This is a genomic window from Leisingera sp. XS_AS12, from assembly GCF_041224635.1.
Lineage (GTDB): Bacteria > Pseudomonadota > Alphaproteobacteria > Rhodobacterales > Rhodobacteraceae > Leisingera.
Window position 1 is genome coordinate 21,744 of sequence record NZ_JBGFGM010000061.1, and the last position, 15,032, is coordinate 36,775.

Annotated in this window: 12 protein-coding genes; 10 read left to right on the plus strand and 2 right to left on the minus strand. The window is 61.2% G+C overall.

Annotated features, from left to right (window positions below; all coding sequences use genetic code 11):
* The first annotated feature begins 126 nt into the window (after positions 1 to 126).
* The 10 genes from AB9K35_RS02420 (at position 127) to AB9K35_RS02465 (ending at position 12,146) form a co-directional block, all read left to right on the plus strand.
* A complete protein-coding gene (locus tag AB9K35_RS02420) occupies positions 127 to 1,779 on the plus strand; it encodes an ATP-binding protein (protein WP_369924287.1) in 1,653 nt (550 codons plus the stop codon).
* Positions 1,776 to 3,113: a sigma-54-dependent transcriptional regulator gene (locus tag AB9K35_RS02425; protein ID WP_369924288.1), complete on the plus strand. Its 1,338-nt coding sequence runs from the start codon at positions 1,776 to 1,778 to the stop codon at positions 3,111 to 3,113. Before AB9K35_RS02420 ends, AB9K35_RS02425 begins: the two co-directional genes overlap by 4 nt.
* A gap of 123 nt (positions 3,114 to 3,236) precedes the next feature.
* Positions 3,237 to 4,247: a C4-dicarboxylate TRAP transporter substrate-binding protein gene (locus AB9K35_RS02430; protein ID WP_369924289.1), complete on the plus strand. Its 1,011-nt coding sequence runs from the start codon at positions 3,237 to 3,239 to the stop codon at positions 4,245 to 4,247.
* A gap of 71 nt (positions 4,248 to 4,318) precedes the next feature.
* Positions 4,319 to 4,951 carry a TRAP transporter small permease subunit gene (locus AB9K35_RS02435; protein WP_369924291.1) on the plus strand — a complete coding sequence of 211 codons (633 nt, stop codon included), beginning with the start codon at positions 4,319 to 4,321 and terminating at the stop codon, positions 4,949 to 4,951.
* Positions 4,952 to 4,963: 12 nt separating this feature from the next.
* Positions 4,964 to 6,364: a TRAP transporter large permease gene (locus AB9K35_RS02440; RefSeq protein ID WP_222455672.1), complete on the plus strand. Its 1,401-nt coding sequence runs from the start codon at positions 4,964 to 4,966 to the stop codon at positions 6,362 to 6,364.
* 441 nt (positions 6,365 to 6,805) lie between these two features.
* A complete protein-coding gene (locus AB9K35_RS02445; protein ID WP_369924292.1) occupies positions 6,806 to 8,293 on the plus strand; it encodes an aldehyde dehydrogenase in 1,488 nt (495 codons plus the stop codon).
* A gap of 45 nt (positions 8,294 to 8,338) precedes the next feature.
* Complete coding sequence (locus AB9K35_RS02450) at positions 8,339 to 9,220, plus strand: NAD(P)-dependent oxidoreductase (protein ID WP_369924293.1); 882 nt, start codon at positions 8,339 to 8,341, stop codon at positions 9,218 to 9,220.
* An 86-nt stretch (positions 9,221 to 9,306) separates the two neighbouring features.
* Positions 9,307 to 10,287 (plus strand): TRAP transporter substrate-binding protein, encoded by a 981-nt coding sequence (locus tag AB9K35_RS02455; protein ID WP_369924295.1) that lies wholly within the window; start codon positions 9,307 to 9,309, stop codon positions 10,285 to 10,287.
* Positions 10,288 to 10,342: 55 nt separating this feature from the next.
* Entirely contained in the window at positions 10,343 to 10,870 is a 528-nt protein-coding gene (locus AB9K35_RS02460) for a TRAP transporter small permease (protein ID WP_369924296.1), read from the plus strand.
* The gene (locus AB9K35_RS02465; RefSeq protein WP_369924297.1) at positions 10,863 to 12,146 is read left to right on the plus strand and encodes a TRAP transporter large permease; all 1,284 of its coding nucleotides are present in this window, start codon (positions 10,863 to 10,865) and stop codon (positions 12,144 to 12,146) included. Before AB9K35_RS02460 ends, AB9K35_RS02465 begins: the two co-directional genes overlap by 8 nt.
* A gap of 60 nt (positions 12,147 to 12,206) precedes the next feature.
* Here the strand turns inward: AB9K35_RS02465 and uxaC are convergent, their stop codons facing one another.
* Both uxaC and AB9K35_RS02475 read right to left on the minus strand, forming a co-directional pair.
* Complete coding sequence (gene uxaC / locus AB9K35_RS02470) at positions 12,207 to 13,607, minus strand: glucuronate isomerase (protein WP_369924298.1); 1,401 nt, start codon at positions 13,605 to 13,607, stop codon at positions 12,207 to 12,209.
* Positions 13,604 to 15,028 (minus strand): mannitol dehydrogenase family protein, encoded by a 1,425-nt coding sequence (locus tag AB9K35_RS02475; RefSeq protein ID WP_369924393.1) that lies wholly within the window; start codon positions 15,026 to 15,028, stop codon positions 13,604 to 13,606. Before AB9K35_RS02475 ends, uxaC begins: the two co-directional genes overlap by 4 nt.
* Between the last annotated feature and the right edge of the window lie 4 nt (positions 15,029 to 15,032).

Sequence of the window (15,032 nt, forward strand, 5' to 3'; positions counted from 1 at the left end):
TCCCCAAAGCCGCGGCTGGTGGCGGGGCGTCGCCTACAATCATTGCCGTTTCGGCGCAGGTTGCCTTTTCTGATACCTCTTCTTGCCGCGATCGTCCTGGCTGTCGCAGTCTTTAAGGCCTCGGAGGTGTATTTCCTTTCCGAGGAGCGGGCCAAGGCGGAAGGGCGGCTGTCTTTGTATCAAAGCAGCGTCATGGCGGAACTGGACCGGTTTTCGCACCTTACGTATGTACTCGCGCAGGATGCTGCCGTTCTGGCGACGGCCGAAGGTGGAAATACCGATGTCCTGAATGAACGCCTGCGGCGTTTTGCAGACAAGGCCGGGCTGGATGCCATCTACCTCATGGATGTGGCGGGATCGACCATCGCCACGTCAAATCACGGCCGACCAGACAGTTTTCTCGGGCACAATTACGGCTTCCGCCCCTACTTTCAGCAAGCCTTGGGCGGACGACAAGGGCGGTTCTTCGCAATCGGGACCACGACCGGGCTGCCGGGCTATTTCATTGCCGATGCAGTGCTGGGGGCAGATGGAACGCCAATTGGCGTCATCGCCATCAAGATCAGTTTTGCCCGACTGGAACAGAGTTGGCGCAAGTCGGGCGAACAGGTTTTATTGGCCAATGAGGACGGTGTCGTGCTGCTCGCCTCGGAACCCGACTGGCGCTATCGGGTGTTGTTCCCGCTATCCGACGGCCAGCGCCGCCGGATCATAGACGCCCGACAGTTTCCTGGCCGTAGCCTGGAGCCGATGGACTGGCGGCCGGGCGTCGATCAGCGCGCGGTGATAACGGGCCGAGAGCAATTGCACCTCACGGCAGCCATTCCCCCCCATGACTGGACGCTTCACTATTTCGCCAGTGATGATCGTGCGGTCGCCCGCAGCTGGTTGCTGACCTTGCTGGTCGGTTGCGCGGCGGGCCTGGCGCTGATCCTGTTTCAGGTTCAGCGGGCCCGTCGGATCAGCGCCGCGCTGGCACGCTCCGAGCGAGAGGAGGCAGAGCTGCGCCGCGCCAATGAGAGATTGGCGAGCGAGATCGAGGAACGGCGCGCAGCGGAGCAGCGCCTGAAGCGTACCCAGGAAGAATTGGAGCGGGCCAGTCGTCTGGCCGCGTTGGGGCGTTTGGCTGCCTCGGTGACGCATGAGCTGGGGCAGCCGATTGCCGCCATGCGCAACCATCTCGTGGCAGCCGAGATGGCGCCGATCGATACCGCCATGCTGTCGGCGCGGATCGGTGCCCTGGTGGACCGGATGGAGGGCATCACCCGGCAACTCAAGTTCTTTGCGACCCCGGATGCTGAAACCCTCGCGGTTGTTGATCTCAACGCAGCGCTGCGCGACGCAGCCGCGTTGGTGGCGCCCAATCTTGAAGCCGCCAAAGCCGAGTTGCGACTGGACCTCTGCCCTGATCTTGGAGGCGTCCGGGGCAGCCGTTTGCGGATCGAACAGGTCATGACCAATTTGCTGCGCAATGCCATCGACGCCAGCGAAGACCACGCGGCCCCGCTGATCGAGGTCGAGACCGGGGCTGGGGGGGACGGCATCTGGTTCGAAATCCGGGACAACGGCCACGGATTGGGCGAAGCGACCTTGGCGGAATTGCAGGAACCCTTCGTCACCACCCGTGAAAGCGGTCGTGGCATGGGCTTGGGCTTGGCGATTTCAGCCGGTATCGTGCAGGACCACGGTGGAACCATGACGGCCCGCAACAGGGACACCGGCGGTGCGGTATTCCGCGTCGCCTTCCCGGCCACATCAGCGAAGGACGACCAACTATGAACGGCTTAAGGCCCTTCAGCATTCTGGTGATTGACGACGACCGGTCCATGCGGCAGTCGCTGGCCGAACTGCTTGAGGCCGCGGGCTGGCAGGTCACAACGGTTGCCCGGGCCTCGGCAGGGCTCGAAAGACTGGATGCCTTGAGCCCCGACGTCATTTTGTCCGACGTGCGCATGCCCGGCATGTCCGGGCTTGAGCTGCTGGATGTTCTGCCTCCCGAGGCACCGCCTCTGGTGCTGATTTCTGCTCATGGCGACATTCCCATGGCGGTCAAGGCGATGCAGGATGGAGCCTATAGTTTCGTTGAGAAACCCTATGAACCACGTCGCCTGCTGGCCATCCTGCGCCATGCGGCGGAACAGCACCGGATGCAGCAAAGCAATGCCCGGCTGAAGGCGCGCCTGTTCGAACTGTCGGGGCTTGATCGGGTGTTGTTGGGGCAGTCCGCGCCGGTCGTGCAGCTGCGGCAGGATATTCTGGACCTTGCGGACACCGGCACCGCGGTCCTGATCGTCGGAGAAACCGGGACCGGCAAGGAGCTTGCAGCGCGAGCGCTTCACGATCTGGGCCCCAACGCCGATGCCCCGTTTCTGGCACTGAATTGCGCGGCCCTGTCAGCCGCCACCTTCGAGGCGGAAATGTTCGGTGTCGATGGCGGGCCCGGCGGACGGTTGCTGGCGGCTTCCGGCGGTACGTTGTTTCTGGACGAGATATGCTCCTGCCCGTTGGACGTGCAGGCCAAGTTGCTGCGGGTGATCGAGGACAAGCAGATCTTGCCGGTCGGCGGCCAGATGCCGGTGCCCGTGAATTTTCGCGTGGTCACCGCTACCAATGAGGATGTTGACCTCGCAGTGACAGAGGGGCGGCTGCGCAAGGACCTGTTGTTCCGGCTCAACACGATGGTGCTGACCCTGCCACCACTGCGCCATCGCCGTGATGATTTGACGTTGCTGACAACCTATTTCCTTGAGAAGTTTGCAATGCTCTACGAAACCGCCGTTCCCGAGATCACCCAGGATGACCTCGCGGTCCTGCTGGCCCATGAATGGCCCGGCAACGTGCGTGAGCTTCGCAGCATCTGCGAGCGCCGGGTGCTCGCGGCGCGAAGGGGCGGTGGCAGCATGGCGTCGGCAATCCGGATCGATCAGCATCCGGATGATGTACCCGATACCTTGCGTGAGGCGGTGGCGGCTTTTGAGCGCGAATTGATCGGAAAGGCGATCAAGGCGCATGAAGGGCGCATGGATGCGGCAGCCGAGGCGCTGGGAATTGGTCGGCGTACGTTGAACGAGAAGATCGTCAAACTGGGCCTCGACAAAAGCGCTTTACTCTGACTTTCGCCCTGCGGAAATCCGCAGGATGGTTGCGGAAACGCGCGCATTTTCCTTCATAGGCAGCGGCATAACCTTCTGGAATATTCCCCCAATCATTTCCGTATGCATCTGGGAGGAGCATCCGTGCGCAACTACCTCAAAGGGGCCGCTCTTGCCGCCCTCACCACGACCTTTGCAACCGAAGCCTTGGCCACCGAATGGAATGTCTCGCTGTGGGGCAAACGCCGGGCCTTTACTGAACACGTCGAGAAACTGGCGGAACTGGTCGAAGAGAAGACCGGCGGCGAGTTCGCCCTGACCATCAGCTATGGCGGTCTGTCCAAGAACAAGGAAAACCTCGACGGGATCTCGATCGGCGCGTTTGAAATGGCGCAGTTCTGTGCGGGCTATCACCGGGACAAGAATCCCACCATTACCGTTTTGGAACTGCCGTTCCTGGGCGTCAGCTCGCTGGAGCAGGAGATCGCGGTCTCGCAGGCCCTGTATCAACACCCGGCGGTTGAAAAGGACCTGGCGCGCTGGAACGCAACCTTGCTGATGCCGTCGCCATTGCCGCAGTACAACCTGGTCGGCACCGGTGACGTCCCTGCGACGTTGAAGGATTTCGAGGGGCTGACCGTGCGCGCCACCGGCGGTATCGGCAAGGCGATGGAGGCGGTTGGCGCCGTTCCCACCTCGATGTCGGCCACCGAGGTACGTCAGGCAATGGACAGCGGTATCGTCAAGGCAGTTGCCTTTGCGCCGCACGCGCACATGTCCTTTGGAACCCTCGAAAACGGGGCGTGGTGGACCACAAACCTGAACCCCGGAACGGTAAATTGCCCGGTGGTTGTCAATACAGATGCTCTCGACAGCCTGCCTGACGACCATCGCACGGCGCTGATGGAATCGGTGGACGAAGCGCTGCAGCATTATGTCGACTTCTACAAGTCCAAGACGTTGGATGCCTGGGAGCCTGCACTGGAGGCCGCTGGTATCGAACAGGTGACGTTCTCGGCTGAGGAACTCGCCGCCTTCAAAGACGCAGCAGCAGCGCCCGCGGCTGAAGCCTGGATCGCGGAAAACGCGGCTCGCGGCATCCCTGCCCAGGAACTCTATGATCTGGTGACCGGTCTGATTGCCGAAGGCAGCTAATCCTGCCGTGCCCCGTAGCCTTCGGCTGCGGGGCTGTTTTTGCTGTCCTGAAAAAATGATGGAGGCACGCCATGGCTGGCACATCCCTTGTGCTGACTGATGACAGCCGTCTCAGTTCACTCGACCAAAAGCTCTACCGTTTGGAAAAGCCCCTTGCCCTGCTCAGTGGCTTGGCGGTGTTTTCGCTGATGCTACTGGCGGTCGGGTCCGTTGGCGGGCGTAACCTGTTCAACAGCCCGTTGCCGGGCTACGTCGACTGGATTGAGCAGGCGATGCCGTTGATCGCCTTCATGGGGATCTCTTTCACGCAACGCGACGGCGGCCATATCCGCATGGACATGATCGTAGGTGCCTTGAAGGGACGGGCGCTCTATCTGGCTGAATTCATCACCACTGCCGCCGTGCTGTTGCTCATGCTGCTGATGGTCTGGGGCTCTTGGGCGCATTTCGAACGCAGCTTCGATTTTGCCGCGCCGTGGTGGAGCGCCGACAGCTCAATGGATATCTCGTTGCCGCTGTGGCCGGCCAAGCTGCTGGCGCCGGTTGCCTTCAGTGTGCTGTGCCTGCGTCTGTGTCTGCAGCTGTGGGCCTATGGTGCAGCGTTTCGCAGCGGAACAGATCAGCCCGTTGCAGTCCCGATGATCGCCGACGCCGCCACCCAGGCCGCGATGGAGGCGGAACACGTCTCCGGCCACGACACCTGAGGAACATCTGACATGGAACCGATTGAAATTGGCCTGATCGTCTCTGCCGGGCTTTTGGTAATGGTGGTCCTTGGCATGCGGGTGGCATTTGCCGCGGCCGCCGCAGGGATGGTTGGCCTGATCTGGATCTTCTGGGCCAAGTTTGGCTACGATCCGGCCCGCTTTGGCAAGGCGCTCACCATTGCGGTCAAGACCGCAGGGCAGGTGCCACATTCCAAGGTCTCCAGCCAGGCGCTGTCACTGATCCCGACGTTCATCCTGATTGGCTATCTTGCCTACTACGCAGGGCTGACCCGTGCCTTGTTTGAGGCCGCCAAACGCTGGCTGGCCTGGGTCCCCGGCGGGTTGGCGGTGTCGACCGTTTTTGCCACAGCAGGCTTTGCCGCCGTGTCCGGCGCGTCTGTTGCCACCTCGGCCGTGTTTGCCCGTATCGCCATCCCGGAAATGTTGAAGATTGGCTATGACAAGCGTTTTGCAGCTGGTGTGGTGGCTGCTGGCGGCACGCTGGCCTCGCTGATCCCGCCCTCAGCGATCCTGGTGATCTATGCGATCATCGTCGAGCAGGACGTGGGCAAGCTGTTGTTGGCCGGTTTTATTCCCGGCGCCTTCTCCGCGCTGATTTACGGCGCACTGATTGTTGGCATGGCGATGGTCATCAAGGACTTCGGTCCCCGCGTCACCGGCTTCACCTGGCGTCAGCGCTTTGCCGCCTTGCCGCAAGCCTTGCCGATCCTGTTCGTTGTCGTGACCATCATTTTCTTTGTCTACAACCCCTTCGGTGGCGACGCTTGGGGTACCCCGACCGAAGGCGGCGCAATCGGGGCCTTCGTGGTTTTCCTGATGGCGCTGCGTCACGGCATGCGCTGGCGCGAGTTGAAGGATGCGCTGCTCGAAACCGCCAAACTGAGCGTGATGATCTTCACCATCATCTGGGGGGTGCTGATCTACGTGCGTTTCCTTGGCTTTGCCGATCTGCCCGGAGCCTTTGCCGATTGGATCACCTCGCTGGAGATGAGCCCCATGCTGATCCTGATCTGCATCCTCCTGGCCTATGCGGTATTGGGCATGTTCATGGATGCGATCGGCATGCTGCTGTTGACGTTGCCCGTGGTCTATCCTGCCGTCATGGCTCTGAACGGCGGGGAAGCGGTATCAGCCGCCGACAGCACCTTTGGCATGTCGGGGCCGATGTGTGCTATCTGGTTCGGCATCCTGGTGGTCAAGATGGCAGAGTTCTGCCTGATTACCCCGCCGATTGGCCTCAACTGCTTTGTGGTCGCCGGCGTGCGCGACGATCTGAGCGTGCAGGACGTGTTCAAGGGTGTTACGCCGTTCTTCATTGCTGACGCAATCACGATCGCGCTGCTGGTTGCCTTCCCGGCTATCGTGTTGTGGTTGCCGGGACAGGTCTGATAAAACTGGGGCCGCGCGACCGAACGTGACACGGTTTTCGCGGCCCCGCAGGCCTGGTTGGCTGTAAACGGCTTCCATTCCGTCTCCCTTCGAAAGGCGCCTTGGTTTATTCGGACAAGAGGCGAAGTTGAGTGGAACGCGCGGCTGGATATTCTCGAAACCCTATAATCATGGTTATGTTATTATTCTGTGACCACCGGTGCGCTAAGTCGCAGCCCGGGGCTATCTTCTCGCGGCACATTTTACGTGGTGTAGCAGCCGCAACGGTTGCCGGGACCAGTGTGATCACACTTGGCGGCCGTCGAGCGAATGGTAATTAGCATGTATACTAACTTGTAATGCCGCAACCTATCGGAGTACAACGTCGTGGCGTCCAATCCGGCGCCGAGCGCGGCCTTTTCGGAAGCCAACGCACAACAGTATCAGACAGGGTTACACGCAATGAAGGACTGGAATTCAGCCGCGGCTGGTCTCTACAAGGGCGAATTTCGCCGGATGTTCATCGACGGTCAGTGGTGCGAAGCGCGCTCCGGCGAAGTGATCGAGGCCCGAAACCCGGCCGATAGCAGTCTGCTTGCAACCGTCCCGCGTGGCGGCCGTGAAGACATTGACGCGGCGGTGGCGGCTGCCCGCAAGGCATTTGAGGGGCCTTGGTCGAAATGGACGCCATTTGAGCGTCAGGCCTTATTGCTGCGCATAGCGGAGCGCTTCGAGGCCGAATGGGAGACCCTGTGCCTGTCCGATACGCTCGACATGGGGATGCCCATTCAACGCACCCTCGCCAACAGCCGTCGCGTGCTGGGTATGTTGCGTTTCTATGCCGGTCAGGCGGTGGCGATCCATGGAGCCACGATTCCCAACTCTTTCCCGGGTGAGATCTATTCGCAGACGGTGCGCGAACCGATTGGTGTTGTCGGGGCCATCATTCCCTGGAACGCACCGATTGCGGGGGCGGTGTGGAAGATTGCGCCTGCGATTGCCACGGGCTGCACCATCGTTTTGAAGCCGTCCGAGGAAGCTTCGCTGACTGTTCTGATGATTGCCCGCATCATGCAGGAAGCCGGGTTGCCGGACGGCGTTCTGAATATCGTGACCGGTACGGGCAGCGAGGCCGGCGCCGCCCTTGCGGAACATCCCGGGGTGGACAAGATCGTCTTTACGGGGTCGACCGCAACTGGCCAGGCGATCGCTCGCGCAGCCACTGGCAACCTCAAGCGGGTGTCGTTGGAGCTTGGCGGCAAGTCGCCGGTAATCGTTTGCCGGGACGCTGACATCGAAAAGGCCGTGCCGGTGGCCGCGATGGCCGTTTTCGCCAACTCGGGGCAGATTTGTATTGCAGGCTCGCGGCTTTTCGTCGCCCGCGAGATCCACGACGAGTTTTTGCGCCGGGTTGCCGACTATGCCGCGTCCTTGCGGATTGGTCATGGCATCGAGGAAGATACCGACATCGGACCTATCATTTCCGCCCGCCAGGCAGAACGCATCGCCGGCTATCTGGCGGCAGGCCCCCAGGAGGGGGCCACGGTTCTGACGGGGGGAGCCCGTGCCGACGGGCCAGAGCTGCAGGGCGGGCACTTCTTCCAGCCTACCGTTCTGGGTAACGTGACCGACGACATGAGCGTTGCCCGTGAGGAGATCTTCGGACCGGTGATTTCGGCCCTGCCCTTTGACAGCCTCGACGAGGTCGTCGAGCGCGCCAACGCGACTCCATATGGCTTGGCTGCAGGTGTATTCTCGACACATCTGGGCACGGCGCACAAGCTTGCCCACCGTCTGAAGGCAGGCTCGGTCTGGGTGAACATGTACCATGCAATCGATCCTGCCGTGCCTTTTGGTGGTGTCAAAATGTCCGGCTATGGCCGGGAAGGTGGCACCGAGCACATGGAAGAATACCTCGACACCAAGGCGATCTGGATCAACGCGGACTGAGGTCTGGCTTCGAGCGCCCCCACGTTAAGACGGAAAGAGCATAAAATGCATGTAGGTATCATCGGCGTTGGCCTTATGGGGCATGGTATCGCCCGCAACGTCCTTTTGAAGGGCGGTTTCAGCCTGAGCTTCCTCGATCACCCCGGCAACCAGCCAACGGAGGAAATCCTTGGCCTCGGTGCCAGCGCCTGCGCCAGCCCGGCCGAGGTTGCGGCGAAGTCGGATGTCGTGATCCTTTGTGTCACCGGCTCACCGCAGGTCGAGGCCATCGTGGCCGGGTCAGAAGGTGTTGCCTCGGCGCTGAAGCCCGGTGCCGTTGTGGTGGATTGCTCTACAGCGCTGCCGGAGACGACACTGCGCATGGCCGAAATCATTCGTCAGGCAGGTGGCGATTACATTGATGCTCCAATGACGCGCACGGCGAAACACGCCCATGAAGGCACGCTGAATCTGCTGGTCGGTGGTGCGACAGAGGCGCTGGAAACGGTGCGTCCGGTGCTGGCTGCCTTTACCGAAAAGGTCGATCACGTTGGCCCGCTGAGTCATGGTCACCGGCTCAAGTTGTTGCATAACTATGTGTCGGTGGGTTTCATGACGCTGCTGGCCGAGGCCGCGGCACAGGCTGCGGATGCCGAGATTGATCCGCAGGTGTTTGTCGATGTGCTGGCGCAAGGTGGTGGCGCGAGTGTCGCGCTGGAGCGGCTGGCCCCTTACATCGTTGACCAGGATCGCGAGGGGCTGCCCTTCTTTGTGTCGAACGCATTGAAAGATATTGATTATTATCGTGGGATGTCGGAGGCCTCCGGTGCGCGAAAAACGGTTGCCGATGGTATTTCCAAGGCCCTGAAAGCGCCGGTGGAAGCTGGCCAGGGCGAGGCCTATGTCCCCGAACTTGTGCAGCTGTTTCGCAAGGGCGAAACGGCCTGAAAACAGGATCGGCAGCCTCAACCCCTGGGGTTGCCAGAAAAAATTGCCTTGTGTAGCAATTAACAACCTTTAGAGGGAGGATTTCAATGACTTTCGCGTATCGCGGGCTGGCCACGGTCGGCTTGCTCATTGCCGCCGGTTTACCGGCATTTGCCCAGACCGAAGTGAAGATCGGCTATGCGCTTGCGCCTGACAGCCACTATGGCGTTGCGGCCCAGAAGTTCGAGGAGGTTCTGAAGGCTGAAACGGGAGATGCGTTTGAGTTCAAGCACTTCCCCTCCTCCGGTCTGGGCGGTGAACGGGAAGTCATTGAGGGGCTGCAACTCGGAACGATCGAGGCAACCATCGTTTCGTCCGGTACCCTGGCGAATTTCGTCCCGGATACAGGCGTTTTCGACATTCCCTTCCTGTTCCGCGATCTGGAGCATGCCCGCGCGGTGCTGGATGGCCCGATTGGTCAGGAAATCCTCGCCAAATTCGATAATGTTGGCTTGCACGGATTGGCCTGGGGTGAACAGGGCTTCCGCCACATCACCAACAACCGAAACCCGATCCATACTCCGGCCGATGCCGAGGGGCTGAAGCTGCGAACCATGGAAAATCCGGTGCATCTCGCCGCGTTCAACGCGATGGGCGCCGCTCCGACACCGATGGCTTGGCCGGAGGTGATTTCGTCGCTTCAACAGGGCGTCATTGACGGTCAGGAAAACCCGCTGTCGGTTATCGTTTCGGTGAAACTGGATGAAGTGCAGAAATATCTGACCTTGTCCGGTCACGTCTATTCCCCGGCCATGCTGTTGGTGTCCAAGCCGTTCTGGGAAGGTCTGGACGAGACGCAGAAAGCCGCCTTTGAGAAGGCTGCTGCCGCGGCCACCGAGGCAATGCGTAGCTATGTCGACAATGTTGAGACCAGCGGCGTCGAGACGCTGAAGGACCGCGGCATGGAAATCAACGCCCTGTCTTTGGACGAGAAAGCCGCGTTCCAGGAGTCCATCAGCGCCGCCTATGAAGGGTACTACGAGACCTACGGCAAGGATCTGGTGAACGCGATCGTCGCATTCAAGTGATACGTGCGTGTCGGCGCCCCTCCGGCGCCGACACCTTTTCGGTGGCGGGGAAGTCGTGAAAAAGCTGGAAAACCTCTTTGTGGCGCTCAATGGATGGGTGCTGATCCTGATGCTGTCGGCCATGGCACTCACCGTGGGCAGCAACATCACGCTGCGATACCTCACCTCGCATTCACTGCCCTGGGCTGACGAGGCGGCACGTTACCTGATGATCTGGCTGACATTTATTGGTGCGGGGCTGATCCTGCGTATCGGCGGCCACGTCGCAATCACCAACCTCCAGGATAGCCTGCCGCAGGCCGGGCAACGGATGTTGCGGGCGGCGATCGTTGCGATGCTGTTGCTGTTCTTTGCGTTCATGGTGCACGTCGGTTGGCAATACGCCGAGCGGATGCAGTACCAGGTCACGCCCGCGCTGCGCCTGCCCTTTTTGTACGTATATGCGGCAATGCCGGTCGGCTTTTCCTTGTTGATCCTGCATCTGCTGTTGATTGCCCGCCCGTTCATCGAGGCGGGACGTTACCGGTCGCTGGACCCCAATGCCAATGGGCCGGATGCTTTGCCCGGAGGTGCGAATGGCTGAGATCCTGTTCCCTGCCCTGTTCGTGCTGCTGGCGCTTGGACTGCCGGTCGCCTTTGCGATGGCGATTTCGGTGTTTCTTGCCATCACCTTTGCCTCCAATTACCCGCATCTGGTGGTGGTGAAGGAAATGTTTGCGGGCCTTGACAGTTTCCCGCTATTGGCGGTGCCCTTCTTCATCCTCGCCTCCGAGATCATGACTGGTGGGGCGGTGACCCTTGCGATCTTGCGTCTGGCGCAGGCATTCGTCGGCCATTTGCGCGGTGGTCTGGGCCATGCCAACGTGGTCAGCTCGGCGATGTTCGCGGGCATTTCAGGCAGTGCGCTTGCCGATGCCGCCGGCCCGGGTACGATGATGATTCGCATGATGGAAAAAGGTGGCTATGACCGCCCGTATGCCGGGGCGCTGACAATCGCCAGTTCGGTCGTGGGACCGATCATCCCGCCTTCAATCACCATGATCATCTATGCCATGCAGGACAAGGAAGTCTCGGTCGGCTCGCTGTTCATGGCGGGGGTCTTGCCGGGACTGCTGATCACTCTGCTGATCCTTCTGGCCAATGCCCGCGTCAGCAAAGCCCGCAACTACGCTTCCGGGCAGCCAATGCCCACGCTGGCCGAAATTGGGCGGATTGCATTCTTTGCCGTGCCGGCGTTGTTGCTGATCCTGCTGGTTGTGGGCGGTATCCGCTTTGGTGTTTTCACCCCAACGGAAGCGTCCGTCATCGCCGTGTTCTACGCGCTGCTTGTCGGCATGTTCGTCTACCGCTCACTGCACCTGCGCGATCTGCCGGGGATTGTCCTGCGAGCAGCTTTGACGTCCGGAGCGGTGCTGTTGATTCTAGGCGCCGCCCGGGCTTTTGCCTGGGTGCTGATCATCGAAAGCGTGCCGCAGTTTCTGGCAGAGACGATCATCTCTTGGGACCTGTCCCCGATTGTCTTCCTGTTGGCTGTCAACCTGCTGTTGCTGCTTTTTGGCCTGTTCATGGATCCGCTGCCGGGGGTGATGATCCTGGTGCCGATCCTCGCGCCAATCAGCTTTGCCCTGGGGATCGACCCGAACCATTTCGCGATTATCGTGATCGTGAATCTGACACTGGGATTGGCCACGCCGCCGGTCGGCAGCCTGATTTTCGTGGTATCCTCCACCGTGGGGCTCAAGCCCTCGGCCTTGGTACGGGAAATGCCGCCATTTTTTCTCGCCCTGGCCGTCGCACTGCTGCTGATTACCTTCCTGCCGTTCCTGTCGACATGGCTGCCGAGCGTCAGCGGCTTTTGACGGCCCCTGTGCATGGGGTCGTCAGTATTGGCGACGTAGGTCGCGTATGTGCCGAACGGGCTACCTGGGATCGATGAACCAGGCCTTGGCGTTTTCGTAGCAAATCCCGCGGACCAGTTGCTCCAGCGCCTCGGGGTCATCGGGCAGATGTCCGGTTTCGGACCAGCGCCCGATCATGCCGCAGAGCAGTCGACGGAAATATTCGTGGCGCGGAAAGGACAGAAAAGAGCGGCTGTCCGTCAGCATGCCCAGAAAAGTGGACAGCAGGCCAACCTGCGCCAGCGTGCGCATCTGGCTTTCCATGCCGTCCAGCGTGTCGTTGAACCACCAGGCGGATCCGGCCTGTATCTTGCCCGGTACCGAGCCGTCCTGAAAAGTGCCCGCCGTGGCGACCAGCACCGGATTGCGCGCCGGATCCAGCCCATAGAGCACCATGCGCGGCAGTTGCCCGTCGCGGTCGAGCCGGTCGAGAAGCACGTTCAAGGGCCCGGCCATATCGGTGTCACGCAGTGAATCCCCCCCGGCATCCGGGCCGATCGCCTGCAACAGCCGGGTGGAGCCGTTGCGCACCACATTCATGTGGCACTGCATCACCAGCCCGCGCGCCGCATAGGCACGTCCCAAGGCGTCGAACAACGCCGCCCTGTGGCCGGATGCCTGCTCGGGCGTGACAGGTTGGCCTGCACGCGCGGTGCGCAAGGCCGCATCCAAAGCGGCGGCGCTCGGAATGTCACCTACATCGAGGTGATTGATGCCATGATCTGCCGCCCGGCAGCCGTGGGCGACGAAATGATCCAATCTCAGGAGCAAGGCCGCGACCAGATCTTCGAAGCTGCGGATCGGATGCGTGAGAGCCTCCAACCGCTCGATGTAACCGGCAAAGCCGGACGCCTCTATCTGCACCGTTTTATCGGGCCGAAAGGTTGGCACAACGGTGATGTCCGCGCCCTTCATGGCCGCGTGATGCGTCAGGTCGTCAAGCGGGTCGTCGGTGGTTCCGACGAGCTCTACGTTCATTCGGCGCAGCAAACCCTGTGCCGTGAAGCCCGGCTCCGACAGGCGGGCATTGGTGGCGTGCCATACATGATCTGCGGTCGTCGGCGACAACACGGTTCCAGTCAGGTCGAAGTAGCGCCAGAGCTCGAGATGCGACCAGTGATGTACAGGGTTGAGGACTGCTCGAGGCATGGCCTCGGCAAAGGCGTCAAATTTCTGTCGCCAACTGGCGTTGCCGGAGACACGAGCCTCATCCACTCCGGCCCACCGCATGACGCGCCATTTGTAGTGGTCGAAGGCCAGCCACATCTCGCCGATGTTGTCCCATTTACGGTCCGCGGCAATCTCGGCCGGTGGCAGATGGTTATGGTAGTCGACGATCGGCAGGTCACTGGCGATTTCGTGAAACAGGTGCCGTGCAGTGGCGGTGTCGAGCAGAAAATCACTGTTTAGAAAGGCAGTCATTGCGCAGCCTCGGCAGGTGAAACATGGGTGAGCGTTGCGGCAAGAGTTGCTGTTGCGCCAGTCTCTTCGAGGCGCGCATAGGCCTCCAGCACCGGACCGGTTAGCACCGTGCAATCGTGCAGCGGCTCCGGTAGCAGGCCGGGCAGCGCGAGGACGGAGGTGACGGGCGTGTCCGAGGCCGCGGCCGCATACAACTCGGCCTGCCGCGGATCGTCGATCGGGGCGAGGTCGCGCAGACCCTTGATCCACGCGGCTAGGGCAAGGGAACTGATGCTGCAGTCTCGGTCGGCTGCGATGTTTTGTGCGATGGGCGCCAGCAGGCGTTGGGGCATTTTCTGACTGCTGTCCATGGCGATTTGTGCCAGCCTGTGGCGCAGCCGGGGATTGGCAAAGCGCGTAAGCAGGTCATCGGCATAGGCTACAATGTCAATCCCGCCCGGCAGTGTCAGTGTCGGGGCCTGTTCCGCCAGCATCAAGTGACGCAGCGCAGTGCGCAGATCATTGTCCTGTATACAGTCCGAGACAGTCTCATGCCCAAGCAGTTGCCCAAGCCAGGCCAACGTCGTGTGCGCACCATTCAGAAGCCGTAACTTCATCTCTTCAAAGGGCCGTACATCTGGTACCAACAGCGCTCCGCCTGCAGCAAAGGGGGGGATGTCTCCGGCAAAATCGTCCTCGATCACCCATTGGCGGAAAGGTTCGCACAGGATCGCGTTCGGGTCTTCTGCATCCAGCGCATCACGGATTACGGCGCGGCCATCGTCGGTCATTGCCGGAACGATGCGGTCGACCATGGAGGAAGGAAACCGCACATGAGTGGAAATCCAATGCGCCAGCTCCGGGTCCAGTGCCCCGGCAAAATCCAGAACCGCCGCACGCGTCAGCGCGCCGTTGTGTGGCTGGTTGTCACAGGACAGGATGGTCAGCCCGCCATGGACCGCGGTGCGACGTTGCGCCAGCCCGGCAACAATCACTCCAATCGCCGTTGACGGCGCCCCGCCCGCAAGATCGGCGCGAATGCCGGGATGGTCGACGTCGAGCGCGCCAGCTTTGGTGCAATAGCCCTTTTCGGTAATCGTCAACAGGATCAACGACATGGAGGCCGAGGCAATCAGCGCGGGCAAGGCCGCGGCGCCGTCGCGGACGGGATGGCAACTGCCGGTCAACACTCCGATTTCGCGCAGGGTGATCGTGTCACCATCCGCTTCGGCAACGTGGTAGAGACCATCAGCCTGATCGAGCGCGTCAAGCGCGTCAACGCCTGAATTCAGCCGAGCCGCCACGACGCCCCAGTCACCGCCCGCCGCGGCCAGCCCATGGTGCAGGTACACCATCGGGTGGGCGCGGGCAAAGGCGCCAAAGCCAAGGTGCAGAATGCGTGGACGAAGGGCCGTGCGGTCATAGGAGCACGAAATGCGCATGCTG

Bases quoted from the DNA above. Each gene is read 5' to 3' on its own strand.
- AB9K35_RS02425 (WP_369924288.1), top strand. From the start codon at position 1,776: ATGAACGGCTTAAGGCCCTTCAGCATTCTGGTGATTGACGACGACCGG.
- AB9K35_RS02450 (WP_369924293.1), top strand. From the start codon at position 8,339: ATGCATGTAGGTATCATCGGCGTTGGCCTTATGGGGCATGGTATCGCC.
- AB9K35_RS02445 (WP_369924292.1), top strand. From the start codon at position 6,806: ATGAAGGACTGGAATTCAGCCGCGGCTGGTCTCTACAAGGGCGAATTT.
- AB9K35_RS02435 (WP_369924291.1), top strand. From the start codon at position 4,319: ATGGCTGGCACATCCCTTGTGCTGACTGATGACAGCCGTCTCAGTTCA.
- AB9K35_RS02440 (WP_222455672.1), top strand. From the start codon at position 4,964: ATGGAACCGATTGAAATTGGCCTGATCGTCTCTGCCGGGCTTTTGGTA.
- uxaC (WP_369924298.1), bottom strand. From the start codon at position 13,607: ATGACTGCCTTTCTAAACAGTGATTTTCTGCTCGACACCGCCACTGCA.
- AB9K35_RS02475 (WP_369924393.1), bottom strand. From the start codon at position 15,028: ATGCGCATTTCGTGCTCCTATGACCGCACGGCCCTTCGTCCACGCATT.
- AB9K35_RS02455 (WP_369924295.1), top strand. From the start codon at position 9,307: ATGACTTTCGCGTATCGCGGGCTGGCCACGGTCGGCTTGCTCATTGCC.
- AB9K35_RS02465 (WP_369924297.1), top strand. From the start codon at position 10,863: ATGGCTGAGATCCTGTTCCCTGCCCTGTTCGTGCTGCTGGCGCTTGGA.